Annotated in this window: 22 protein-coding genes and 1 pseudogene; 7 read left to right on the top strand and 16 right to left on the bottom strand. The window is 60.0% G+C overall.

Annotated features, from left to right (window positions below; genetic code table 11):
• Positions 1-10: 10 nt before the first annotated feature.
• From recJ to AXG89_RS11505, 4 genes are all read left to right on the top strand, one after another.
• Positions 11-1,717 (top strand): single-stranded-DNA-specific exonuclease RecJ, encoded by a 1,707-nt coding sequence (recJ, locus tag AXG89_RS11520; RefSeq protein ID WP_062169755.1) that lies wholly within the window; start codon positions 11-13, stop codon positions 1,715-1,717.
• A gap of 91 nt (positions 1,718-1,808) precedes the next feature.
• Positions 1,809-2,913, top strand: a protein-coding gene (prfB, locus tag AXG89_RS11515) for a peptide chain release factor 2 (protein ID WP_119024634.1) whose coding sequence is annotated in 2 segments (ribosomal slippage) — positions 1,809-1,889 and positions 1,891-2,913 — 1,104 coding nt in all. Because the reading frame shifts where the segments join, the coding sequence is not laid out codon by codon here.
• A gap of 139 nt (positions 2,914-3,052) precedes the next feature.
• Positions 3,053-4,579, top strand: coding sequence for a lysine--tRNA ligase (lysS, locus tag AXG89_RS11510; RefSeq protein ID WP_062169754.1), 1,527 nt, complete (start codon positions 3,053-3,055; stop codon positions 4,577-4,579).
• Positions 4,580-4,882: 303 nt separating this feature from the next.
• Positions 4,883-5,578, top strand: coding sequence for a glycine zipper 2TM domain-containing protein (locus tag AXG89_RS11505; RefSeq protein ID WP_062169753.1), 696 nt, complete (start codon positions 4,883-4,885; stop codon positions 5,576-5,578).
• Positions 5,579-5,662: 84 nt separating this feature from the next.
• On the opposite strand, the gene iscX is transcribed toward AXG89_RS11505, so the two are convergent.
• The 10 genes from iscX to AXG89_RS11455 form a co-directional block, all read right to left on the bottom strand.
• On the bottom strand, positions 5,663-5,860 hold the full coding sequence (gene iscX / locus AXG89_RS11500) for a Fe-S cluster assembly protein IscX (protein WP_061999058.1): 198 nt from the start codon (positions 5,858-5,860) through the stop codon (positions 5,663-5,665).
• Between the two features lie 34 nt (positions 5,861-5,894).
• A complete protein-coding gene (fdx, locus tag AXG89_RS11495) occupies positions 5,895-6,236 on the bottom strand; it encodes an ISC system 2Fe-2S type ferredoxin (RefSeq protein ID WP_061999057.1) in 342 nt (113 codons plus the stop codon).
• 30 nt (positions 6,237-6,266) lie between these two features.
• The gene (gene hscA / locus AXG89_RS11490; protein WP_062169752.1) at positions 6,267-8,132 is read right to left on the bottom strand and encodes a Fe-S protein assembly chaperone HscA; all 1,866 of its coding nucleotides are present in this window, start codon (positions 8,130-8,132) and stop codon (positions 6,267-6,269) included.
• Between the two features lie 53 nt (positions 8,133-8,185).
• The gene (hscB, locus tag AXG89_RS11485; RefSeq protein ID WP_062169751.1) at positions 8,186-8,710 is read right to left on the bottom strand and encodes a Fe-S protein assembly co-chaperone HscB; all 525 of its coding nucleotides are present in this window, start codon (positions 8,708-8,710) and stop codon (positions 8,186-8,188) included.
• An 84-nt stretch (positions 8,711-8,794) separates the two neighbouring features.
• The gene (gene iscA, locus AXG89_RS11480; protein WP_047896463.1) at positions 8,795-9,118 is read right to left on the bottom strand and encodes an iron-sulfur cluster assembly protein IscA; all 324 of its coding nucleotides are present in this window, start codon (positions 9,116-9,118) and stop codon (positions 8,795-8,797) included.
• A 126-nt stretch (positions 9,119-9,244) separates the two neighbouring features.
• Positions 9,245-9,673 carry a Fe-S cluster assembly scaffold IscU gene (gene iscU / locus AXG89_RS11475; RefSeq protein WP_061999055.1) on the bottom strand — a complete coding sequence of 143 codons (429 nt, stop codon included), beginning with the start codon at positions 9,671-9,673 and terminating at the stop codon, positions 9,245-9,247.
• A gap of 57 nt (positions 9,674-9,730) precedes the next feature.
• Positions 9,731-10,954: an IscS subfamily cysteine desulfurase gene (locus tag AXG89_RS11470; RefSeq protein WP_062169750.1), complete on the bottom strand. Its 1,224-nt coding sequence runs from the start codon at positions 10,952-10,954 to the stop codon at positions 9,731-9,733.
• Between the two features lie 77 nt (positions 10,955-11,031).
• On the bottom strand, positions 11,032-11,559 hold the full coding sequence (gene iscR, locus AXG89_RS11465) for a Fe-S cluster assembly transcriptional regulator IscR (RefSeq protein ID WP_062169749.1): 528 nt from the start codon (positions 11,557-11,559) through the stop codon (positions 11,032-11,034).
• Between the two features lie 148 nt (positions 11,560-11,707).
• Positions 11,708-12,190 carry a low molecular weight protein-tyrosine-phosphatase gene (locus tag AXG89_RS11460; RefSeq protein ID WP_062169748.1) on the bottom strand — a complete coding sequence of 161 codons (483 nt, stop codon included), beginning with the start codon at positions 12,188-12,190 and terminating at the stop codon, positions 11,708-11,710.
• A 133-nt stretch (positions 12,191-12,323) separates the two neighbouring features.
• A complete protein-coding gene (locus tag AXG89_RS11455) occupies positions 12,324-12,542 on the bottom strand; it encodes a hypothetical protein (protein ID WP_062169747.1) in 219 nt (72 codons plus the stop codon).
• Between the two features lie 287 nt (positions 12,543-12,829).
• Here AXG89_RS11455 and AXG89_RS11450 point away from each other — a divergent pair, with 287 nt between their 5' ends.
• Both AXG89_RS11450 and AXG89_RS11445 read left to right on the top strand, forming a co-directional pair.
• The gene (locus tag AXG89_RS11450; RefSeq protein WP_062169746.1) at positions 12,830-13,387 is read left to right on the top strand and encodes a hypothetical protein; all 558 of its coding nucleotides are present in this window, start codon (positions 12,830-12,832) and stop codon (positions 13,385-13,387) included.
• A gap of 188 nt (positions 13,388-13,575) precedes the next feature.
• Positions 13,576-14,373 (top strand): IclR family transcriptional regulator, encoded by a 798-nt coding sequence (locus AXG89_RS11445; protein WP_062000796.1) that lies wholly within the window; start codon positions 13,576-13,578, stop codon positions 14,371-14,373.
• An 86-nt stretch (positions 14,374-14,459) separates the two neighbouring features.
• Here AXG89_RS11445 and pbpG read toward each other — a convergent pair whose 3' ends face one another.
• Positions 14,460-15,668, bottom strand: coding sequence for a D-alanyl-D-alanine endopeptidase (gene pbpG, locus AXG89_RS11440; protein WP_061999050.1), 1,209 nt, complete (start codon positions 15,666-15,668; stop codon positions 14,460-14,462).
• A gap of 495 nt (positions 15,669-16,163) precedes the next feature.
• On the bottom strand, positions 16,164-17,114 hold the full coding sequence (locus AXG89_RS11435; protein WP_062169745.1) for a histone deacetylase family protein: 951 nt from the start codon (positions 17,112-17,114) through the stop codon (positions 16,164-16,166).
• A gap of 313 nt (positions 17,115-17,427) precedes the next feature.
• Here AXG89_RS11435 and AXG89_RS11430 point away from each other — a divergent pair, with 313 nt between their 5' ends.
• Positions 17,428-18,003: a phasin family protein gene (locus AXG89_RS11430; protein WP_061999048.1), complete on the top strand. Its 576-nt coding sequence runs from the start codon at positions 17,428-17,430 to the stop codon at positions 18,001-18,003.
• 185 nt (positions 18,004-18,188) lie between these two features.
• Here AXG89_RS11430 and lpdA read toward each other — a convergent pair whose 3' ends face one another.
• The 4 genes and pseudogenes from lpdA to aceE all read right to left on the bottom strand — a co-directional run bounded on the left by lpdA (position 18,189) and on the right by aceE (position 24,943).
• Positions 18,189-19,931 (bottom strand): dihydrolipoyl dehydrogenase, encoded by a 1,743-nt coding sequence (gene lpdA / locus AXG89_RS11425; protein WP_062170545.1) that lies wholly within the window; start codon positions 19,929-19,931, stop codon positions 18,189-18,191.
• A gap of 210 nt (positions 19,932-20,141) precedes the next feature.
• Positions 20,142-20,306 (bottom strand): annotated as a pseudogene (locus tag AXG89_RS44615) (biotin/lipoyl-containing protein); the annotation flags it as partial.
• Between the two features lie 165 nt (positions 20,307-20,471).
• Positions 20,472-22,142 carry a dihydrolipoyllysine-residue acetyltransferase gene (aceF, locus tag AXG89_RS11420; protein WP_062169744.1) on the bottom strand — a complete coding sequence of 557 codons (1,671 nt, stop codon included), beginning with the start codon at positions 22,140-22,142 and terminating at the stop codon, positions 20,472-20,474.
• Positions 22,143-22,243: 101 nt separating this feature from the next.
• Positions 22,244-24,943 carry a pyruvate dehydrogenase (acetyl-transferring), homodimeric type gene (aceE, locus tag AXG89_RS11415; RefSeq protein ID WP_061999046.1) on the bottom strand — a complete coding sequence of 900 codons (2,700 nt, stop codon included), beginning with the start codon at positions 24,941-24,943 and terminating at the stop codon, positions 22,244-22,246.
• Between the last annotated feature and the right edge of the window lie 67 nt (positions 24,944-25,010).

The raw sequence follows: 25,010 nt of genomic DNA, 5'->3' as shown, positions 1-25,010 counted from the left end.
ACTGGAACGAATGACCCGAATCGTCACACGTGCCCCCTCTCCCGCCGATGCCGCCGTTCTCGTGCGTCATGGCGTTCATCCGGTTATCGCGCGGCTGTATGCATCGCGCGGTGTGTGTTCACCGGACGAAATCGAAACCGAGCTCAAGAAATTGCACGCGCCCATCGGGCTCAAGGGCTGCGATGAAGCGGCCGTTGTTCTCGCCGATGCGCTCGTAGCGAAGCGCCGCATGCTCGTCGTTGCCGACTACGATTGCGACGGCGCGACGGCCTGCGCGGTGGCCGTTCGCGGGCTTCGCATGTTCGGCGCGCAGATCGATTATCTGGTGCCGAATCGTTTTGAATACGGTTACGGGTTGACGCCTGAAATCGTGGCGTTGGCGGCGGGTCGCGCGGGAGGCAAGCCGGATTTGCTGATCACGGTCGATAACGGCATCGCGAGCGTGGATGGCGTGGAAGCGGCGAACGCGTTGGGTATCGATGTGCTCGTGACCGACCACCACCTGCCGGGCGACGATCTCCCGCCGGCGCGCGCAATCGTGAATCCGAACCAGCCGGGCTGCAGCTTTCCGAGCAAATGCATTGCGGGCGTGGGCGTGATTTTCTACGTACTGCTGGCGTTGCGCGCGGAATTGCGCCGCCGCAATGCGTTCACGGACGAAGCGCCCGAACCGCGTCTGGACGGCCTGCTCGATCTCGTTGCGCTTGGAACCGTCGCCGACGTGGTGAAGCTCGATCCGAACAACCGCATCCTGGTGGCGCAAGGTCTGAAGCGGATTCGCGCGGGACGCATGCAGCCGGGTATCGCGGCGCTGTTTCGCGCAGCGGCGCGCGATGCGCGCGTTGCATCCGGCTTCGATCTCGGCTTTGCGCTCGGCCCTCGCCTGAACGCGGCGGGACGCTTGTCGGATATGTCGCTCGGCATTGAATGCCTGATCACCGACGACATCGGCCGCGCGTGGGAACTCGCGCAGCAACTCGACGGCATCAACCGCGAACGGCGCGAAATCGAAGCCGGGATGCAGGAACAGGCGCTCGAGGAACTGGCGAGCATCGATCCGGCCGATTCCGCCACCCTGACGCTGTTCAATCCCACCTGGCACCAGGGTGTGATCGGGATTGTCGCCGGGCGTTTGAAGGAGAGATTTCATCGTCCGTCGTTCACATTTGCGCACGCGGATGACAGCGGGGTTTTATCGAAGGGATCGGGACGCTCGATTGCCGGCTTCCATTTGCGCGACGCCGTGGACCTGATTTCCAAGCGCGAGCCCGGAATGATCGTGAAATTCGGCGGACACGCGATGGCCGCTGGCATGACCATCGTCACCGCGGACATTCCCCGCTTCACCGCCGCGTTCGAAGCGGTCGGGCGCGAATGGCTGACAACCGACGCCTTATCGCGGGTGGTTGAAACCGACGGCGAACTCGAAGACGCTTATTTCACGCCGCAATTCGTCGAACTGATCGATAACGCCGTCTGGGGCCAGGGCTTCCCCGCGCCGGTTTTCTCTGGCGAATTCGAAGTGGCTTCGCAGGCGCTGGTGAAGGACAAACACCTGAAACTGCAACTGCGGCGCGGCCAGCAGCGCTTCAATGCGATCTGGTTCAATCATACGGACACGTTGCCGAATCGCACGGTGGTGGCGTACCGGCTGGTTTCAGATAAATGGAATGGTGTGGCGCGTGTGCAGATGATCGTCGAGCACGCGCTCGCGTGAAACGCGGGGTCCCGATCGTCCGCGCCCGCCCAGCGCAGGTTGCGGCTAAGTTATAATTTCCCTCTTAGCCAAAAAACCTGAAAACGATCACATGGAAGCGGAACGTCTAAACGCAATCGAGAATCTCCTCGCCGACCTGCGCCATCGCGCCGGCGAGCTCCGGGGGTATCTTTGACTACGACGCCAAGGCTCTTCGCCTCGACGAAGTCAACCGGGTACTAGAAGACCCGAACGTCTGGAACGACTCGAAAAACGCCCAGGCGCTGGGCCGCGAGAAAAAGCTGCTCGACGGCGTCGTCACCACGATCACGGACCTCGATAACGACCTGCGCGACACGCAGGATCTGTTCGACATGGCCCGCGAAGAAGCCGACGAAGACACACTCGTCTCGTGCGAGACAGACGCGGCAGCGCTTCAAAAACGCGTCGAAGACATGGAATTCCGCCGGATGTTCTCAAACCCGGCCGACCCGAACAACTGCTTTATCGATATCCAGGCAGGCGCCGGCGGCACCGAAGCGTGCGACTGGGCAGCCATGCTGATGCGCCAGTACCTGCGCTACTGCGAGCGTAAGGGCTTCAAGACCGAAGTGCTGGAAGAATCCGACGGCGACGTTGCCGGGATCAAGAGCGCGACCATCAAGGTGGAAGGCGAATACGCATACGGATTCCTGCGCACGGAAACGGGCGTGCACCGGCTCGTGCGCAAGTCGCCCTTCGACTCGTCGGGCGGGCGCCATACGTCGTTTTCATCGATCTTCGTGTACCCGGAAGTCGACGACTCCATCGAAATCGATATCAATCCGGCGGACATTCGCACCGACACGTATCGCGCGTCGGGCGCGGGCGGCCAGCACATCAACAAGACAGATTCCGCTGTGCGTCTCACGCACGGACCGACGGGGATCGTCGTGCAGTGCCAGAACGACCGCTCGCAGCACCGCAACCGCGCCGAAGCCATGATGATGCTGAAGGCAAAGCTGTACGAGTTCGAAATGCGCAAGCGCCAGGTCGAGAAAGACAACCTGGAAAACAGCAAGACCGACGTGGGCTGGGGTCACCAGATCCGCTCGTACGTGCTCGACAACAGCCGTATCAAGGACTTGCGCACGAACGTGGAAATCAGCAACACGAAATCCGTACTCGATGGCGATCTGGACGACTTCATCAGCGCCAGCCTGAAACAGGGCGTGTAACCGAAGCACGCTTTTAAGCATCTTTTGCAGCGACGTTCTGCAGCAATTCACCGCAGCATTGCGTCGCTGATATTCGCGGCCAACGACCGAATCAGGTCCCAATTCAGCCGCAGTCACCGTATTCATCGCCGAAGACATCATGACCGAACCGACTCAGCCGGGCGCCGCTCCCGAACTGGAAGAAAACCAGATCCTCGCCGAGCGTCGCGACAAACTCCGTGCGCTGCGCGAGCAAGGCATCGCGTACCCGAACGATTTTCGTCCGACGCACCGGGCCGCCGCGCTGCAAGCCGATTACGCCGATAAAGACAAGGAAGCGCTCGAAGCCGAGCCGCTGCAAGTCGCTGTCGCCGGCCGCATGATGTTGAAACGCGTGATGGGCAAGGCAAGTTTTGCGACAGTGCAGGACGGCAGCGGCCAGATCCAGTTCTTCATCACACCCGCCGACGTCGGCCAGGACGTCTACGACGCGTTCAAGAAGTGGGACCTGGGCGACATCATCGCGTCGAAGGGCGTTTTGTTCCGCACGAACAAAGGCGAACTTTCTGTCCGATGCACCGAGTTGCGTCTGCTGACGAAGGCGTTGCGCCCTCTTCCCGACAAATTCCACGGGCTGTCCGATCAGGAAATGCGCTATCGCCAGCGATACGTCGACCTGATCGTGACGCCGGAAACGCGCCAGACGTTTATTGCGCGCACGAAGGCGTTCGCGTCGATTCGCAGCTTCATGGCGAAGGCGGATTTCATGGAAGTGGAAACGCCGATGCTGCATCCGATTCCCGGCGGCGCCGCGGCAAAGCCGTTCGTCACGCATCACAACGCGCTCGACATGCAGATGTTTTTGCGTATCGCGCCCGAGCTGTATTTGAAGCGGCTGGTGGTCGGCGGCTTTGAACGCGTGTTCGAGATCAATCGCAATTTCCGCAACGAAGGCGTGTCGCCGCGACACAACCCCGAGTTCACCATGATGGAGTTCTACGCCGCGTACACGGAATACACGTGGATCATGAACTTCACGGAAGAGCTGATCCGGCAGGCGGCCATCGATGCACGCGGTACCGCCAACATCACCTATCAGGGGCGCGAGCTGGATTTATCGAAGCCGTTCCATCGGCTGACCATTTGCGAGGCAATCCAGAAATTTGCACCGCAATACACGGACGAACAACTTGGCGATCCAGCGTTCCTGCGCCCGGAACTAAAAAAGTTTGGCGTCGATGCATCGCAGCCGCAGTTCCTGAATGCCGGCGTGGGCGCGCTGCAACTCGCGCTGTTCGAGGAAACCGCGGAATCGCAATTGTGGGAGCCGACGTTCATTGTCGACTATCCGCTGGAGGTGTCGCCGCTGGCACGGGCATCGGATACGGTTCCGGGAATCACCGAGCGCTTCGAGCTGTTCATCACGGGCCGCGAGATCGCGAACGGCTTCTCCGAGCTGAACGACCCTGAAGATCAGGCTGCACGCTTTCAAAAGCAGGTCGACCAAAAAGATGCCGGTGACGAAGAAGCCATGTTCTACGACGCCGACTACATTCGCGCGCTCGAACACGGCATGCCGCCGACGGGCGGCTGCGGGATTGGTATTGACCGGATGGTCATGCTGCTCACCGACAGCCCTAGCATCCGTGACGTAATCCTGTTCCCACATTTGCGCCGGGAAGACTGATTTCGGCAAACACGGCTGGTTTGTAAAAAAGGCGCGAAAGCGCCTTTTTTACGTTCAGATGGGTCATAAAGTTTGTAACTTTAGGTAAAAGGTAATTGCTGTTGAGCGAAACCACGGACCCAATACAGGCAAAAACCCTTATAAAACAAGCACCTGTAGCATTTATCGATCCCGGTGCGGTTCTTGCGTCAATAGATCACACCGAAACGTTACAAATTGATAAATCCGGCGGCGGATACTGCCGCAAACTAATCACCAGACACCCAGCAACATCGCACTCTGCCTTGAGACGGAGGTTCAAAAATGGATAACAGCAACAACAACATGACCACACCAAATTCACCCAATCGCAAGATTCACCCACTGGTGGCTACCGCCGCGGGCGCGGTCATCATCGCGAGTCTCGCGGCTACGGCCGCCGTCACTGGACTCTTTCCGAAGGCGTCCAGCACGTCGCCTGTGAACGACCAAACGCAAGCAGCACAGGTCGCGACACAACCCGTGGCGCCGACAGCGGCTCAGGCACAGGCGCAGCAGCAAGTCGCTCAACAGCAAGCGGCGCAACAGCAACAAGCAGCGCAGGAACAGCAGGCCCGCCAAGTGGCTCAACAGCAACCCGCGCAACAGCCGAACTATGCGCAGCAGCAACCAGTGCAAGCCGCGTACTGCTCTACTTGCGGCACGGTTGAAGGCATCTCGGCGGTGAAGCGCGAAGGTCACGGCACGGGTATCGGTGCAGTTGGCGGCGCGGTCGCGGGTGGTCTGATCGGTAACCAGTTTGGTCGCGGAGGTGGCCGTACCGGCATGACGATTCTCGGCGCTTTAGGCGGCGGCCTCGGCGGTAACGCGGTGGAAAAACATCTGCGCAGCGAGACCGATTATTCGGTGCGCGTGCACATGGAAAACGGCAAGACGCGTTATTTCACGTATCGTGAGCCGCCGCCATTCAGCCAGGGCCAACGCGTGCGCATCGAGAACGGTACGCTGGCTGCGGGCTGATATCGGTTGGCTGGTTGAGCTGGATAACAAAACGGCGACTCCTCGCGGAATCGCCGTTTTGTTTTGTCTTGGCCGACGCCAGATTCAGTAATCCGCGTCTTCAATCCATGCCGCCTGGATCGCCTCGAGAATCCTCTCGTTGGATTTCTCAGGATCGTCGTCGAAGCCTGCCAATTCCGTCACCCAGCGATGCAAATCCGTAAATCGCACGAACTGCGGATCGACGTTCTGATGCGCGTCGGTCAGTGCCATCGCGATGTCCTGCGTGTCTGTCCACTTCATGGCAAGCGCTCCTGTCTCAAGGTCCCTGATAGTTTCAGTGATTCTCTTTAGCGTGATTGATGGTGTAGCGCGGAATCTCGACCACGAGATCCTCGTCGGCGGGTGCCATCGCCTGACATGATAACCGCGACGTCGGCTCGAGTCCCCATGCCTTGTCGAGCAAATCGTCCTCGTCTTCTTCCGATGGAACCAGCGCGTTGAATCCTTCGCGGATGATCACGTGACACGTCGTGCAGGCGCATGACTTCTCGCACGCGTGCTCGATCTCGATGCCGTTATCCAGCAAGTTGTCGCAAATACTCTTCGATAAGTCCGCGTCGATCACCGCGCCATCCGGGCACAACTCGACGTGGGGCAAAACTACGATCTGGGGCATGACTTCTTTCCGTTCTATGTCGTTATGGGCTCAGACTTCGTCGAGCCGGCGGCCGGCGAGTGCGCGGCGAATACTTTTGTTCATGCGGCGGGCGGCGAACTCGTCGGTGGCGGCGGCCAGTTCCTTGGTCGCGGCTTCGATGGCGTCCGTGCTGTCGCCCGTCGTGACCGTTGCCAGCTGGCCGATCAACATTTCGATATTCGCGCGCTCGGCGTCGTCCAACAGTTCGCTGTCCGCGCCCAACGCCGCTTGCGATGCTTCTACCAGACGCCGTGCGTCGACTTGCGCTTCGCGCAGCGCGCGGGCGCGCATATCGACTTCGGCGGTGGTGAAGCTCTCTTCCAGCATGCGGGCAACGTCGTCATCGGCAAGACCGTAGGACGGTTTCACGACCACCGATGCCTCCACGCCCGACAATTGTTCGCGCGCAAACACCGACAGCAAACCGTCCGCGTCCACCTGATACGTCACGCGAATGCGCGCAGCGCCGGCGGCCATGGGCGGAATGCCGCGCAGCTCGAAACGCGCGAGCGACCGGCAGTCGGAAACGAGCTCGCGTTCGCCCTGCACCACGTGAATGGCCATTGCGGTCTGGCCGTCCTTGAAGGTCGTGAAGTCCTGCGCGCGCGCGACCGGAATGGTCGAATTGCGCGGGATGATTTTTTCCGTCAGGCCGCCCATGGTTTCGACACCGAGCGACAGCGGAATCACGTCCAGCAACAGCCAGTCATCGCCCTCGCCGCTTCGATTGCCCGCGAGCATGTCGGCCTGGATCGCAGCGCCGAGCGCCACGACCTGATCGGGATCGAGATTGGTCAATGGCGGCTGGCCGAAATATTCTTCGACCGCGCGCCGAATCACCGGCATACGCGTCGCGCCGCCAACCAGCACGACGCCCTTGATCTCGGACGCCGAGATCTTCGCATCGCGCAACGCCTTGCGGGTCGGCGTCAGCGTGCGTGCAACCAGCGTTTCAGTCAGCGCGGCAAAGTCGGTTTCGGTGATTGTCAGATCGATTTTCTGACCATCGGAGAACGCGGCTTGGATGCGCGCTTCCGGCGCATCCGACAACGCTTCCTTGGCCGTACGCACATGATCGAGCAACAGCCGCACGTCCTCAGGCGTTGCCGGCTTCACCTTCGCTTTTGCGAGCACGTGCCGATAAACCATGGCATCGAAATCATCCCCTCCCAGCGCTGAATCGCCGCCTGCCGCGAGCACTTCGAAGACGCCTTTGGTGAGCTTGAGAATCGACAGGTCGAAGGTTCCGCCGCCGAGGTCGTACACGGCGTATAACCCTTCCGATGCGTTGTCCAGCCCATAAGCAATCGCGGCCGCAGTCGGTTCGTTCAGCAAACGCAGCACGTTCAGGCCGGCGAGTTTCGCGGCGTCTTTCGTGGCTTGACGCTGGGCTTCATCGAAATAAGCCGGAACGGTGATCACCGCACCGACCAGATCGTCGCCAAGCGAATCTTCCGCGCGATAACGCAACGTCGCCAGGATTTCCGCCGATACTTCCACCGGGCTCTTCACACCATCGATAGTACGAATCTGCACCATGCCTGGCGCATCGACAAAATCGTAGGGCGCGTTCTCGGCGCCTTCCACTTCACTCTTGCCGCGGCCCATGAAACGCTTGACCGAAACAATCGTGTTGCGCGGATCAAGCGCCGCTTCTTCCTTCGCAACACGACCGATACGCCGGCCGCCCTTCTCCAGATACCGGACCACCGACGGCAGCAGGTAATGGCCGTCCTCGTCGGGCAGCACTTCAGCTACGCTGTTGCGCATGGCGGCCACGAGCGAATTCGTCGTACCGAGATCGATGCCCACGGCAATGCGCCGCTGATGCGGCGCCGGAGCCATGCCGGGTTCTGAAATTTGCAGTAAAGCCATCGTTGCTCTATTGGGGGTTGGTGACGCCTGTAGTGTCGTCTGGTGGTCTGAAATCAGTCGAGCTTTTCGATCTGGTTGCCAATCTCGCTCGCCACACGTTCGATAAACATCAACTGGCGGACGGCTTCACTTGCCGCCTGATCGGCGTGACTGTCGATCAAAGCCGCCAGCTTTTCGAAGCGAATGCGTTCCTGGTCGCGCATTTCCTCGAGCAGGGACTCGAGCGCGCCCACGTTCTTCGCCCCCGCCGCGTCCTCGATATTTTCGCGCCATTCTATTTGCTGCATCAGGAAGGCCGGTTCCATCGCCGTGTTGTTCTCGGCGTCGGCATGCACACCGCGCAGCGAGAGCATGTACGTGGCCCGCTTGAGCGGGTCGCGCAGCGTCTGGTACGCCTCGTTCGCGCGCGTGGCCCACTGCATCGCAACGCGCTTTTGCGCATCGCCCGCGGCTGCAAACCGGTCGGGATGAACCTGCGCCTGCACCGTTCGATACGCTTCGTCCAGCTTCGCGGAATCGATGGCGTAAGTCGGCGGGAGATCGAACAGGTCGAAGTGACTGTCGTTGAGCGTGGCCATGGGAGGAGGATAGATGGACTTAAAAAGCAGTGACGCTAAAGAAAAAGGCGGCACGCGCCGCCTCTTTGCTGTTCTTCCACAATGCTATACGCGAAAAGATTCGCCGCAGCCGCACTCGTCTTTCACATTCGGGTTGTTGAACTTGAAACCTTCGTTCAGCCCTTCGCGCGCGAAATCCAGTTCGGTGCCGTCGATATAAGCGAGGCTCTTCGGATCGACAATGATCTTCACGCCCGCCGACTCGAACACCTGATCTTCCGGCGCGAGTTCGTCCACGTACTCGAGCTTGTAAGCGAGGCCCGAACAGCCGGTCGTGCGCACGCCAAGACGCAGCCCTACGCCCTTGCCGCGTCGAACCAGATACTTCTGCACGTGCTGTGCTGCCTTGTCCGTCAACGTGATTGCCATAGTCTCTCTTCAGCAGTTGCTTGAATCCGGATGGTTGCTCCCGGTCGCATGCTGCAGCCTTGCTTTGAATCCAAAACCCGAGCGCCGGATCTCTCTTGCAGACCCAGGCGCCCCTCCCTGAATTGCTTACGCTGCGTGCTGCTTCGCTTCAACCGGAGCCGCTTCTGCAACGCCCGCACCATGACGTTGCTTGTAGTCTGCAACGGCGGCCTTGATTGCGTCTTCGGCGAGAATCGAACAGTGAATCTTGACCGGCGGTAAAGCCAGTTCTTCAGCAATATGGGTGTTCTTGATCGTCAGCGCCTGGTCCAGGGTCTTGCCCTTGACCCATTCGGTCACGAGCGAGCTGGAGGCAATCGCCGAGCCGCAGCCATACGTCTTGAACTTCGCATCTTCGATCACACCGTCCGCGCCCACGCGGATCTGCAGCTTCATCACGTCGCCGCACGCGGGCGCGCCGACCATGCCGGTGCCGACCGTGTCGTCGTCCTTGCCGAACGAACCGACGTTGCGCGGGTTTTCGTAATGGTCCAGAACCTTGTCGCTATAAGCCATGATTCAAACTCCTTGAATTCGTATGCGTGTGCGTTCAACCGGGGCGCAAAGTGCTGCTTAGTGCGCGGCCCACTGGATCGACGAGATGTCGATGCCATCCTTATGCATTTCCCAAAGCGGCGACAAATCGCGCAGCTTCTGAATCTTGCCCTTCAACAGATTGATCACGTAGTCGACGTCCTGCTCGGTCGTAAAGCGGCCAACCGTGAAGCGGATCGAGCTGTGCGCGAGTTCGTCGTTGCGGCCAAGCGCGCGCAGCACGTATGACGGTTCCAGCGAAGCGGATGTGCAAGCCGACCCGGAAGACACCGCCACATCCTTGACCGCCATGATCAGCGACTCGCCTTCAACGAAGTTGAAGCTGATGTTCAGGTTATGCGGCACACGGGTTGCCATGTCGCCGTTCACATAAACCTCTTCCATCTCCGAGAGACCCCTCAACAGGCGGTCGCGCAACATGCGCACGCGCTCGTTTTCGGTCGCCATTTCTTCACGCGCGATGCGGAAAGCCTCGCCCATGCCAACGATCTGGTGCGTCGCCAGCGTACCTGACCGCATGCCGCGCTCGTGACCGCCGCCATGCATTTGCGCTTCAATACGGATGCGCGGCTTGCGACGCACGAACAACGCGCCGATACCCTTCGGGCCATACGTCTTGTGCGCCGAGAACGACATCAGGTCGACCTTCAGTTTTTGCAGATCGATCTCGATCTTGCCGGTGGCTTGCGCTGCATCGACATGCAACACGATGCCCTTCGCACGCGTGATCTCGCCGATGGCCGCAACATCCTGGATCACGCCGATTTCATTGTTCACGTTCATCACGGACACGAGGATGGTGTCCGGGCGGATCGCCGCCTGGAACACGTCCAGATCCAGCAAACCGTCGTCCTTCACATCCAGGTACGTGACTTCGAATCCTTCGCGCTCGAGCTCGCGGCAGGTATCGAGCACGGCCTTGTGCTCGGTCTTCACCGTGATGATGTGCTTGCCCTTGCTCTTGTAGAAATGCGCAGCGCCCTTGATGGCGAGGTTGTCCGACTCCGTTGCGCCCGACGTCCAGATGATTTCCCGCGGATCGCAATTGACCAGCTTCGCGACGTTCTCGCGCGCTTCTTCGACTGCCCGTTCCGCATCCCAGCCGTACTGATGGCTACGCGATGCCGGATTGCCGAACTGCTCACGCAGATACGGAATCATCTTGTCCACCACGCGCGGGTCGACCGGGGTCGTTGCGCTGTAATCCATGTAAATGGGCAGATGGGGAATGTCGTTGTTCATCAGTTGCTCCGGGAATTGACTCAATTGGCTTTTCCAGGCGAGACAGCCGCGTCGGCTTTATGGACGCGCGGCAGCCGTCAGCCGGCCAGGTTGAAAACGGAATTCGGTCCTTTTGGCGCCACGCGGGCAGGCTCCACGGCCGCCGTATCGGCACGTCGATCGCGCAATACCGCCGGCGAACCATCGCGCGCACGCTGCTGGTCGACCAGGTCTTTCAGCGAGACGGAGTCGAGATACTCGACCATCTTCTGATTGAGCGTGGACCAGAGTTCGTGGGTCATGCAATGGCCGTCGTGCTGCTTCGTGCCTTCGCACGCGCCCTTGCCACCGCACTGCGTCGCATCGATAGGTTCGTCCACCGCAATGATGATGTCCGCGACCGTGACGTTTTCAGCACGGCGAGCGAGATTGTATCCGCCACCCGGACCCCGCACCGACTCCACGATTTCGTGGCGGCGCAGCTTGCCGAACAACTGTTCAAGGTAAGAGAGCGATATGTGCTGGCGCTGGCTGATTCCGGCCAACGTCACCGGGCCCTGCTCCTGGCGCAATGCCAAGTCGATCATCGCCGTGACGGCGAAACGGCCTTTCGTGGTGAGTCTCATAATTTGTGGCTACCGGGGGCTACTGCTAATACTCGATGATTTTGCTCAAGTATAAATAGCCTACGGATTTAGTCAAGTATCTCAGGTTCATTTATTAGGAATTTGCTGAGACGTTTCGCGGGCCGAAACCCGCTCGGCTGCCATGCGCCTAGGACACCAACTGGGTGCGCAGCGCTTTCAGCAGGCCTTCGCAAGCGTCCTCGCACTGGTCGAGCACCCGCTCGAAACCTTCATCGCCCCCAAAATAAGGATCGACGACAACGCGGCTGTCATCGCGCGTGGCGAATTCCATGAGCAAACGGATCTTGTCGCGGTACTCCGGTGGGCAGAGTTTTGCGAGCGCGGCAGCGTTGGCATCGTCCATTGCGATCAGGAGGTCGAACCGCGCGAAATCTGTTTCGCCGACTTGCCGGCCACGCAGCAAGGACAGGTCATAACCACGGGTTCTGGCCGCGCGCTGGGCGCGTTCATCCGGCGGCTGGCCGATATGCCAATCACCCGTGCCCGCAGAATCCACGACGATCCGGTCCGAGAGTCTTGCCTTCCCCACTTGATGAAGCATCACCGCTTCGGCGCTGGGCGAACGGCAAATGTTGCCAAGGCACACAAAGCAGATGGCGATCGTGTTCATCGGGTTCCGGATATCGTTGACTTGAGGCGTCGATAAAGTACCGCCTGCCGTCTCGCATCCCCTCAAGGCGAGCGCACGCGAACGGTCCCGAATTATACAAAGGACGTCGCTTTTGCGCCCGAACGACGCTTGTTCAAAACGTCTGTGTGACCGACGGCGATGTTGCCGGTGCGGCGCTGTCCGAATCTACAAGACCCAGCGAAATGGCACGCGCAAACTCCGCGCTGACTGTAGCGGCGCTTTGCGGGTGTGCTGCCGCTCCCACCATGGGGTGGATTGCGTGGCAATAACCCGCAAGAGCGAGCGGTACAAGCATGGCAACAGGCCAGTAGGTCGATATTGTCTTTTTCATTTCTAACCCCTTTCTCGTGTCCCGTGGGCTGACGGGCCCACTGCAGGACAGTTGAATTGTAAGGGTTAGTCCTGATCCGATAAATGCGTTAAGGCACAAAGCATTGTTGCAGTTGTGTCAACAGCGCGTGTTCAATCGGCGTTGTAATGCGGTGCAAGCCGCGTCCCAAGTGGGTCTCGACCTTTATGCGCGCGTTACCAGCGAGATAAAACTTTACAAGTTTCTTGCGACAACCCTTCGTCAATGCTGTCAGATACGGTAATCAACCACTGTTTGCAATATCAAATATGAAACTCGCTGCCGCAGGACTCATCCTCGTTTCGTCCGCGCTCGTCGCGGGCTGCGCCGTTTATCCCGACGGCACGCCCGCCTATGCGGGTGGCGGTTACTCGTCTTATCCTGCGTACCCTGGCGGCTACGATCCCGGCTACTATGGCGCGCCGGTTGTTCAGTCAGGCGTGGTGATCGGCGGGGGCTATTACGGCGGCGGTCCCGGCCCGCGATGGGACGATGGACCTGGATACCGGCGCCCGCCGCCTGGAGGCTGGGGCGACCGGGGTGATCGTGGCGGATACCGCGGCGGCGATCGCGGCGGTGACAGAGGCGATCGCGGCGGTCATGGCGGACAGCAAGCAGGCGGAGGCGGTCCTCAAGGCGGCGCCCCTGGCGGTCACGGCGGACAACAAGCCGGAGGCGGCGGTCCGCAAGGCGGCCGCCCGCCGCAAGCCGGTGGCCCTGGCGCAGCGCCACAACCGCAACCGCAGCAACAGCAAGCGCGCACGCCGTACGTTGGCCGTTCGAACTGGGGGAAACCTTCGCCGCAGACTTCAGAACGCAATCACTGACGTCTCGCTTTCTTATCACACAAAAAACCGTCCTCGATCCACATGAGATCCCGGACGGTTTTTTTTGTTTTGCGTTTTACCGTTGGCCCCACAACCCGAGCGTGACTGCGTTCGACCGCCTTTCGCTCTTTTCACAATACGAGATACAATCACAATTCCGCTGTTTGACGTATCAACTGATTTTCTCCATGAGCGATACGAGCCCGGAATCCAGAACGTCCATTCAGGTGATCGAGCGCATGATGCGCCTGCTCGATGCGCTTGCCGCGCACACCGATCCCGTCAGTCTCAAAGAACTCTCGCAGAGCACGTCGCTGCATCCTTCGACCGCGCACCGCATCCTGAACGACATGGTGACTTGCCGGCTGGTTGACCGTTCCGATCCAGGCACTTACCGGCTCGGCATGCGTCTGCTGGAACTCGGCAATCTGGTGAAGGCGCGGCTGTCGGTTCGGGAAGCCGCCATGCCGCCCATGCGCGAACTGCATCGCGAAACCGGGCAGACCGTGAACCTGTCGGTGCGTCAGGGCGACGAAATCGTCTATATAGAGCGCGCTTATTCGGAGCGTTCGGGCATGCAGGTCGTGCGTGCCATTGGCGGACGCGCGCCCTTGCATCTGACATCGGTGGGGAAACTGTTTCTCGCGGCCGACGAATCCGCCCGAGTCCGCGCCTACGCTACGCGCACCGGCCTCTCCGGCCACACGCAAAACAGCATTACGGATCTAGCCAAGCTGGAGCGCGAATTGTCGTTCGTACGCAGCCAGGCATGCGCGCGGGATAACGAGGAACTTGAACTTGGCGTGCGCTGTATCGCGGCAGGAATCTACGACGATACCGGCCGGCTCGTCGCGGGGTTATCGCTGTCCGCGCCGGCAGACCGGCTGCAGGACTCTTGGCTGAACCAGTTGAGCGGGACCGCGCTCGAGATTTCGCGTTCGCTGGGGTACCGGCCGGAACCAAGCGCCGATTCCCAGCAGCGCTAGACACGCCGTCTGTTCGGGCCAGGTATGCAAAAGCCGGTTTATCTTTCGATAAACCGGCTTTTTTACGCTTCTGGCGTCCTCGCAGATCAGGTACCACCACCGCCGGCATCGGCGCTGGTGATTTGCGGTTCTCCGGCGGTTTCGAGGAAACCGCGCAGACGCCCGGCATCGGCGAAACGTGAATATTTGCCCGACGAATCCAGCAGTACCATCACGACCGGACGGCCGTGGATAGTCGTCTGCATCACGAGGCACTCACCCGCCTCGTTGATGAAGCCGGTTTTTTGCAAGCCGATGTCCCAGCTCGGATTGCGAATCAAGGCATTCGTGCTGTTGTAAGCCAGATTGCGCTTGCCGGTGAATACGTCGTAGCTGCGATCGGTCGAGAACTTCCGGATCAGCGGATATTGATACGCCGCGTTGACCATCTTCACGAGATCGCGTGCGCTCGACACGTTCAGGCTCGTCAATCCGGTCGAATTTTCGAAGTGCGTGTCGGTCATGCCTAGCATCCGCGCCTTCGCATTCATCGCAGCGATGAAACCCGGCCGGCCATTCGGGTAATAACGCGACAACGCTGCGGCGGCCCGATTCTCCGATGCCATCAGCGCAATATGCAGCATGTCTTCGCGATTCAATTCAGAACCGACGGACAAGCGCGAGCCGGTGTATTTCTCGTAGTCGCGGTCTTCGTCGGTGACGTCGATTTCTTCCGTCAGCGGCGCTTTCGAATCGAGCACGACCATGGCGGTCATCAGCTTCGTGATGGAGGCGATGGGCACGACGGCGCGCGAGTTTTTATCGAAGAGAGTTTCGGACGTGTTCTGGTCGACCACGTATGCGACGCTCGAACGCAGCGCAAGGCTATCTGGCGTTTCATGCAAACCAAACGCCTGTCCGACGGTCGGCGGGCGTGGCTGATACGCAACCGAACGCACGGCGGCACGACGGCCATGTGCATCCATCCGGTAGCTCACCCGATGCCGGCGGGTACCGCGCGCAGCGGGCACTGCATCGTCATCGGCGGGAGCAGCAGCAGCGACTTTAGCCGTCTTTGCGCCTTTGGGCGCACGCGCGCCGACCTTCGACAGCTTGGCGGACTTTGCTTGCGGCGCGGCAGCAGCGGCCGGCTTGGTGGATTTTTTTGCGGTTTTTGATGTTGGGGTCTTGGCTAAAGCGTCGACCGGTGCGGCTGCGAAAGACGTCGCGAGCGCCACCGACACGGCAACCGACAGCGCAGTGCGGACTGCAACGCCGTGGATCACCCTGAGCGACGAAAACATTTCGGTTTTCATTAGTGTTCTGTTCTGGACCGGCGAGAGAGTGTCGCCAGTGTAGTAAAGCTTCGAAAAATTAGCAATATTAAGCACTTATGGGCAGTACTTAAACTGGATTGTAAGAGACGATCCTTGGAGCCGGACACGTTTCAGGGCCTAATCGTAAGAAAACATGACAATCAGCACAATCGTTTTGATCATCATAAGTAATTGCAGAGCTTTGGCTATCAACGAACTAACGGCAATAGTTCGTGAAACTTAAGGCACTTTTTGAGGCAGCTTGGAGGGCGTCCGCGAAAAACATGCGTGCTACCTTAAAAGCGAAATTTCGCCAAAAGCGAGTGAATCAACAGAAGTGAGTGTTCAGGTAATCCGTAACTGCGAGTAAAGCGACCGGCGGTTCGACCAAGCTCGCGAGTTTTTGTTCATACAAACTATGACGATTTTCAGCCCACTTCGAATGTTAACGTTGGTTTAACAATTTTGGTGTACACCGTTTCAAACCTTTTCAAATCAACCGTCCCCGCCGGTAAGCCCGGCATGCTCTGCCCTACTCAAACCAGCCGCGACCGCGGCGAGCTGGATGGTTTGCAGATGCACATCGACAGTCACGTCGATGTCGCGGCCATAACCGCCCGCCATCGTAATCGCAACCGGCAAGCCGCGCTTGGCCGCCATAGCGAACACCAATGAGTCGCGCCGGGCGAATCCATCGATTGACAGCGCCAGCCGTCCCAGGCGATCACCCGCGTGGGGATCGGCGCCCGCCAGATAGATAAGCATTGCCGGCTGAACGCGATCGAACATCGTCGCCAGTGCTTTTTCCAGCGCTTCCATATAGTTGGCGTCGTCGCAGCCATCGGGCAGCGCGACATCGAGATCACTCGTCTCCTTGCTGAACGGATAATTCGACTCGCCATGCAAGGACAGCGTGAAGACGCTTGGATCGTCCTGGAAGATAGCCGCCGTGCCGTTGCCTTGGTGCACGTCCAGATCGACGATCGCAACTTGCAGCATGTCCTCGCCCCGCTTGAGCGCCTCGGACTGCATGAAGCGGGCCGCGACGGCTGCGTCGTTGAAGACACAGAATCCCGCGCCGCGAGACGCGTACGAATGATGCGTGCCTCCAGCCAGATTCGCGGCAAATCCGTCCCGCAGCGCCGCGCGACATGCCGCGATGGTCGCACCCACCGACCGCCGCGACCGTTCGACCATTTCGGGCGACCATGGAAAACCGATTTCCCGCTGCTCTTGCGCACTCAGCAAACCCGTCGCAACCCGAGCGACGAAATCCGCGGCATGCACGCGCTCGAGATCCGAATCAGACGCGATGGGCGCCTCGTCCAGTTCGACATCCGGCAACTCGGCTTCGACGCGTTCGCGCAACATCCGGTACTTCTGCATCGGAAAGCGATGACCGGATGGCAAGGGCAGCACGAAGCGGTCGCTGTAATAAGCCTTCATTGAAACGGAATTCCAATTTGTCGACGCGTGATCCTAGCATCGGAATCGTTTGCGCCCGTCGCCCCAAACTGGTGCCTTCCATCTCGAAATATGGTTCCATAGAACAACTTAGCTTACGTAAGCCGTTGTTTAATAACATTTCATCCCATGCTGCGACGCACAAAAAGACGCTTGACATCTTTAGGAATATGCCTAGAATGGTTCCATGTTGCGACGCACCAATAGCTGTTTCGCCTCATACGGCTGCCGGAGATCCGGCGCCGCCAAAACCCACGACCCGCGCTGATGATGGGTCGACTTTCAGGAGCGTGACATGACCCTTTTGACCCCGGAACAAATCGCCGCTGCAAACAAAGCCCAATTCGACATGCTGTTCGGTCTGACGAACAAGGCATTCGAAGGTATGGAAAAGCTGCTTGAGCTGAACCTGCAAGTCGTAAAGTCGACGCTGGCTGAAAGCCAGGAAAACACGCAGCGCGTGTTGTCGGTAAAGGACGCGCAAGAACTGCTCGCACTGCAAGCCAGCCTGGCTCAGCCGGTTGCCGAAAAGGCGCTGTCGTATGGCCGCCACCTGTATGAGATCGCATCGTCCACGCAAGCTGAATTCGCACGCGTTGCCGAAGCCCAGTACGAAGACCAGAACCGCAAGGTGCAGGCACTTGTCGACAACGTTGCCAAGAACGCACCGGCAGGTTCGGAAACGGCTGTCGCCGTGATGAAGTCGGCCATTACCGCCGCCAACACCACGTACGAAACCATTCACAAGGCAAGCAAGCAAGCCGTTGAAATCGCGGAAAGCAACTTCAACGCAGCCGCTACGGCCGCCACGAAGGCCGCATCGCAGGCAACCGCTCAAGCTTCGCGCGCTGCCGTAAAGAAGCCTGCTTAAGCGATGTAGTTCGAGCATTTGCATCCGAAAAGATTCGCGTAAATGCTTGAAAGTCGCGTAGCAAAAAGAACCGCTCCAGTTCACGCTCGAGCGGTTTTTTTACGCTCTTCGGGAAGTGTGGCAAGACAGGAAAAAGCGGCGCGTTCTTCGCAGAACGCGCCGCTTTTGCATTCGACTGCCGGCCGTTACTTCTTGCGCTGCGGCGGCAGGTCGGTACACACGCCTTCGTACAACTCGGCGGCCATTCCAATCGATTCACCGAGCGTCGGGTGCGGATGGATCGTCTTGCCGATATCCTCCGCGTCCGCGCCCATTTCGATCGCCAGGCACACCTCGCTGATCAGGTCGCCCGCGCTCGTTCCCACGATCCCGCCGCCGATGATCCGGTGCGTCTCTTCGTCGAAGATGAGCTTGGTGAACCCTTCGTCGCGGCCATTGGCAATCGCCCGCCCCGATGCAGCCCACGGGAACACTGCCTTGCCATACTTGATGCCTTCGGCCTTGCACTGATCCTCGGTCTTGCCGGCCCATGCCACTTCGGGATCGGTGTAGGCGACGGACGGAATCTGTAACGCATCGAAGTACGCCTTCTCGCCATGCGCGGCTTCGGCTGCAACGTGGCCTTCATGCACCGCCTTGTGCGCGAGCATCGGCTGACCGACCAGATCGCCGATGGCAAAAATGTGCTCGACGTTCGTGCGCAACTGCTTGTCGACGTTGATGAAACCGCGATCCGTCACCGCCACGCCCGCCTTGTCCGCGCCGATCTTGCCGCCGTTCGGGCTGCGGCCTACAGCCACGAGCACCAGGTCATAGCGCTGTGCATCGGCGGGAGCTTTTTCGCCTTCGAAGCTCACGTAGATGCCGTCTTCCCGGGCTTCCGCCTTCGTGGTCTTCGTCTTGAGCATGACGTTCGCGAAGCGCTTGGCGTTGAACTTCTCCCACACCTTCACCAGGTCGCGATCGGCGCCGGCCATCAGGCCATCGAGCATTTCGACCACATCGATCTGCGCACCGAGCGCCGCGTACACCGTCGCCATTTCCAGGCCGATGATGCCGCCGCCGATCACCAGCATGCGCTTCGGAATCTGGCGCAATTCGAGTGCACCGGTCGAGTCGACAACGCGCGGGTCTTCCGGCATGAACGGCAGCTTCACGGCTTGCGAACCGGCCGCGATGATCGCCTTCTTGAACTGCACGACCTTCTTGCCGCCCTCGCCTTCGATCTCCATGTGGTTCGGGCCGACGAACTTGCCGACGCCCGTCACCACCTGGACCTTGCGCGCCTTCGCCATTCCGGCGAGCCCACCGGTCAGTTTCTTGACCACGCCCGACTTGAAGTCGCGCAGCTTGTCGAGGTCGATAGTCGGTTTACCGAACGAGATGCCATGGTGCGCGAGCGCCTTGGCTTCTTCGGTAATCGATGCAGCGTGAAGCAACGCCTTCGATGGAATGCAGCCGACGTTCAGGCAGACGCCGCCAAGCGTTGCATAGCGTTCGACGATGACCGTGTTCATACCCAGGTCCGCCGCGCGAAACGCTGCCGAATACCCACCGGGACCCGCGCCCAGCACGAGCATGTCGCACTCGATATCAGCGGAACCGGAGAACGATGCGGCCTTCGGCGCGGGCGCAGCGCTTGCCTTTTCGGCGGGCTGCGGCGCGGCGGTCTGCGGCTTTTCCTCGACCTGGCTTACGCCACCGCCCTGACCTTCGAGCGTCAGGATCAGCGAGCCTTCGGAGACGTTGTCGCCAATCTTGACCTTCACTTCCTTGACCGTTCCCGCTGCGGGCGACGGCACGTCCATGGTGGCTTTATCGGATTCCAGCGTGACGAGCGACTGCTCTTTCTCGACCGTATCGCCGGCCTTCACGTGGATTTCAATGACCGGGATGTCCGTGAAATCGCCGATGTCCGGTACCTTCACGTCCTGCGATCCGCCGCCTGCGGGTTTTTGTTCGGCAGGCCTGGACGCAGCGGCTTCTTTCGGCGCAGGCGCCGGCGCTGCCGCTTCGGCCTTGGCCGGCGCAGCGGGTTGTTCCGCCGGCTTTTCGCTGCCCGCATCCGCCGTTTCCACGGTCGCGATCACGGTGCCTTGCGAGACTTTGTCGCCGGCTTTGACTTTGACTTCCTTGACCGTACCGACGAGATCGCTCGGCACTTCGATGGAAGCCTTGTCGGATTCGAGAGTCAGGACGCCTTGTTCTTTTTCGATGGCATCGCCGGCTTTGATATTGACTTCGATGACGTCGACGTCTTTGAAATCGCCGATATCGGGTACTTTAAGTTCGGTGAGACTCATGGTGTCCCCTAAATGAGAAGCGGGCAGAACCTGCGAAAGCGTTCAAGCGAAAGCGATCGGTTCTGCCGTCGGCAGACTTGCCTGTCTTTGCCTTGATGCCATGCAAAGCGAGTTCGACGAGATGGCTGGCGGACCACTGCGAAGCGGGCCGCCAGGCGCAAAAAATCAGAGACTCACCCGGCGGAAATCCGCCAGCACAGCAGAAAGATAGGCATTGAACCGCGCGGCCTCGGCGCCGTCGATCACCCGATGGTCGTAAGACAGCGACAAAGGCAGAATCAGCCGCGGCACGAACGCCTTGCCGTCCCAGACCGGCTTCATCGCGCCGCGCGACAATCCGAGAATGGCCACTTCAGGTGCGTTGATGATCGGCGTGAAATGCGTTCCGCCAATCCCGCCGAGCGACGAGATCGAGAAACATCCGCCTTGCATCTGATCCGGCTTCAGCTTGCCTTCGCGTGCTGCCTTCGAGAGATCGGCCATTTCGCGGGCGACATCGACAAGACCCTTCATGTCGGCGTCGCGAATCACCGGGACCATCAAGCCGTTCGGGGTATCGGCGGCGAAACCGATGTTGTAATACTGCTTGAAGACGAGGTTGTCGCCGTCGAGGCTCGCATTGAACGTCGGGAATTTCTTGAGCGCAGCAACGACCGCCTTGATCACGAACGCGAGCATGGTGAACTTCACGCCGGCCTTTTCGTTTTCCTTGTTCAATGTCACGCGCAACGCTTCGAGGTCGGTGATGTCCGCTTCGTCGTTGTTGGTGACGTGCGGGATCATGACCCAGTTGCGATGCAGGTTCGCGCCCGAAATCTTTTTGATGCGCGAGAGCGGCTTTGGATCGACCGGACCGAACTTGGTGAAATCGACCTTCGGCCACGGCAGCAGGTTCAGCTCGCCGCCGCCTGCCGGCGCTGCTGCAGCCGCAGCCGGCGCCTTGCCCTGACCCGTCATCACACCCTTCACGAACGCGGTGACGTCCGCCTGCGTGATGCGGCTCTTCAGACCGGTGCCCGAAACGTTCGATACATCCACGCCGAGTTCACGCGCGAACTTGCGCACGGAAGGCGATGCATGGCTCGACGTGCGCGCACCGCCTTCGCCAGCGGGAATTGCCGGAGCGAGCGCAAGTGCGGACGGCGCGTCTTTCTGAGCCGGAGCGGCTTGAGCGGGCGCAGCCGCCTTGGGTGCTTCCTGCTTCGGCGCTTCGTCTTTCGGCGCGGCAGGTGCAGCGGCGGGTGCCGATGAGCCAGCCCCGCCTTCCAGCACGACGATCAATGTCCCTTCGGACACGTTGTCGCCAACCTTGACCTTGAGTTCCTTGACCGTGCCCGCTGCGGGCGACGGCACGTCCATGGTGGCCTTATCGGATTCGAGCGTGACGAGCGATTGCTCTTTCTCGACCTTGTCGCCGATCTTCACGTTCACTTCGATAACCGGAATATCCTTGAAGTCGCCAATATCCGGCACCTTCACTTCAACCGATCCGCCGCCCGAGGATGCCGCTGGCGCAGCGGTTTCCGCGGTCTTTTCCTTGGCCGGTTCAGTCGGCTTTTCAGCAGCCTTGGGAGCAGCAGCAGGAGCGGCCGCCTCGCCACCTTCCAGCACGACGATCAACGTTCCTTCAGAAACGTTGTCGCCAACCTTGACCTTCACTTCCTTCACGACGCCGGCTGCCGAACTCGGCACGTCCATGGTCGCTTTATCGGATTCGAGCGTGACGAGCGATTGCTCTTTCTCAACCGTATCGCCCGCTTTCACCAGTACCTCGATCACCGGAATATCCGTGTAATCGCCGATATCCGGCACCTTGATTTCGATCGCTTGACTCATTGTTTATTGTCTCCTGGGTCGCGACGCGAAAATCGCCCTGGCACGAGGCTTACAGCCAGGGCCAAGGCGACTTCACGCAGCAACACTCGGGGGCCGATACGTTAAACCGTCATCGGGTTGGGTTTGGCGGGGTCGAGCTCGTACTTCTTGATCGCCTCGGCGACGACCTTGCGGTCGATCGTGCCTTCGTCGGCCAACGCGTTGAGCGCGGCGACGGTGACCCAGTAGCGGTCGACTTCGAAGAAGTGGCGCAGCTTTTCACGTGTGTCCGAACGGCCATAACCGTCCGTGCCGAGCACGACAAACTTGTTCGGCACGAAGCCGCGGATCTGGTCGACCAGCGCACGCACATAATCGGTCGATGCAATCACCGGACCCTTCGCGTCCTTCAGCAGCTTGGTCACGTGCGAGACCCGACGCTCTTCGGTCGGATGCAGCAGGTTCCAGCGCTCGACGTCCATGCCGTCGCGTGCGAGCTCGGTAAAGCTCGGAACGCTCCAGAGGTCGGCAGCGACATTCCAGTCGTTCTTCAGCAGGTCAGCGGCGGCGATCACTTCGTTGAAGATCGTGCCTGCGCCCATCAGTTGAACGCGCGGTGCCTTTGCGTCGGCATCCGACTTGCGGAACGCGTACATGCCCTTGACGATATCGGCCGCAACCGAATCGCTTTGCGGGATCGCCGGGTGCTCGTAGTTCTCGTTCATGACCGTGACGTAGTAGTACACGTCTTCCTGCTCGGCCACCATGCGACGCAGGCCGTCCTGCATGATCACCGCGAGTTCGTAACCGAAGGTCGGGTCGTAGCTCACGCAGTTCGGGACGGACGCTGCCCACATCAGCGAGTGGCCGTCTTCGTGCTGCAGGCCTTCGCCGTTCAACGTCGTGCGTCCCGCCGTACCACCCAGCAGGAAGCCGCGCGAACGCATGTCGCCCGCCGCCCATGCCAGGTCGCCGATGCGCTGGAAGCCGAACATGGAATAGAAGATGTAGAACGGGATCATGATCTCGTTATGCGTGGAGTACGACGTCGCCGCCGCAATCCAGTCACACATCCCGCCGGCTTCGTTGATCCCTTCCTGCAGAATCTGGCCGGTTTCCGATTCACGATAGAACATCAACTGATCCGAATCTTCCGGCACATACTTCTGGCCGTCCTGATTCCAGATACCGATCTGGCGGAACAGCCCTTCCATGCCGAAGGTACGCGATTCATCCGGCACGATCGGAACGATCCGTTTGCCGAGCGCCTTGTCCTTCAACAGGATGTTGAGGATCCGCACGAACGCCATGGTCGTGGAGATCTCGCGGCCCGGACCCGTGCCCTTCAGCACCGGTTCGAACACCGACAGATCCGGCACCGGCAGCGACTCGGCCTTCTGACGGCGGGCCGGCAGGTAACCACCGAGTTCCTGGCGGCGAGCGCGCATGTACTCGAGTTCCTTCGAACCTTCTTCGAACGTCAGGTACGGCACGTCGGCGATCTGGTCGTCGGGAATCGGCAGCTTGAACTGGTCGCGGAATTTCTTCAGCTGATCCGTGTGCAGCTTCTTCTGCTGGTGCGTGATGTTCATGGCCTGACCGGCTTCGCCCATGCCATAACCCTTGATGGTCTTGGCGAGGATGACAGTCGGCTGGCCCTTCGTCTTCGATGCTTCGGCGTACGCCGCGTAGATCTTGTGCGGATCGTGACCGCCGCGATTCAGGTTCCAGATGTCTTCGTCGGACCACTCTGCAACCATCGCCTTGAGTTCCGGCGTGTTGAAGAAATGCTCGCGCACATATGCGCCCGATTCCGACTTGTACGTTTGATATTCGCCGTCGACCACTTCCATCATCCGGCGCATCAATGCACCGGTTTTATCGCGTGCGAAGAGCGAGTCCCAGCGGCTGCCCCACACCACCTTGATCACGTTCCAGCCGGCGCCGCGGAACTCGCTTTCGAGTTCCTGAATGATCTTGCCGTTGCCGCGCACGGGGCCGTCGAGGCGCTGCAAGTTGCAGTTGATCACGAAGACGAGATTGTCCAGGCGCTCGCGACCGGCCATGCCGATTGCGCCGAGCGATTCCGGTTCGTCCGTTTCGCCGTCGCCGAGGAACGCCCAGACCTTGCGGTTGCCCGCCTTGGCGATACCGCGCGCATCGATGTACTTCATGAAGCGCGCTTGATAGATCGCCATGATCGGGCCGAGGCCCATCGATACGGTCGGGAATTGCCAGAAGTCCGGCATCAGCCACGGATGCGGATAAGACGAAATGCCCTCGCCGCCCACTTCCTGGCGGAAGTTGTCGAGCTGGCTCTGCTTCAGGCGGCCGAGCAGGAACGCGCGGGCATACACGCCCGGCGATGAGTGGCCTTGCACGAACACCAGGTCGCCGCCATGTTCGGGCGACGGCGCGTGCCAAAAGTGGTTGAAACCGACGTCATACAGCGTCGCCGCAGACGCGAACGAAGCGATATGACCGCCCACGTTCGTGTCCTTGCCGGCGCGCAGCACCATGGCAATCGCGTTCCAGCGGGTGTACGAGCGGATCTTGTGTTCGATGTCCTGGTCGCCGGGAATCTTCGATTGGGCGGCAACGGGGATGGTATTGATGTACGGCGTGTTCGCCGAGAACGGCAGATGTTCGCCGTGCACGCGTGCGAATTCGATCTGCTTTTCGATCAGGTAATGTGCGCGATCCGGGCCTTCCGCCGAGATAACGCCGTCGAGGGCTTCGAGCCACTCTGCGGTTTCCTGGGGATCTTCGTCGTCCTTGGCGTTGGCGACATATTTCATCACTTCGTCGGGTACAGCGGACATGCTCGTCTCCTGATTTGAGGAACGCTCTGTGAACAGACGACGCGAGCCTTATGGAAAACCACGGGAT

The sequence above is a fragment of the Burkholderia sp. PAMC 26561 genome, from assembly GCF_001557535.2.
Classification (GTDB): Bacteria; Pseudomonadota; Gammaproteobacteria; order Burkholderiales; family Burkholderiaceae; genus Caballeronia.
This window is presented reverse-complemented; position numbering and strand designations above follow the sequence as displayed.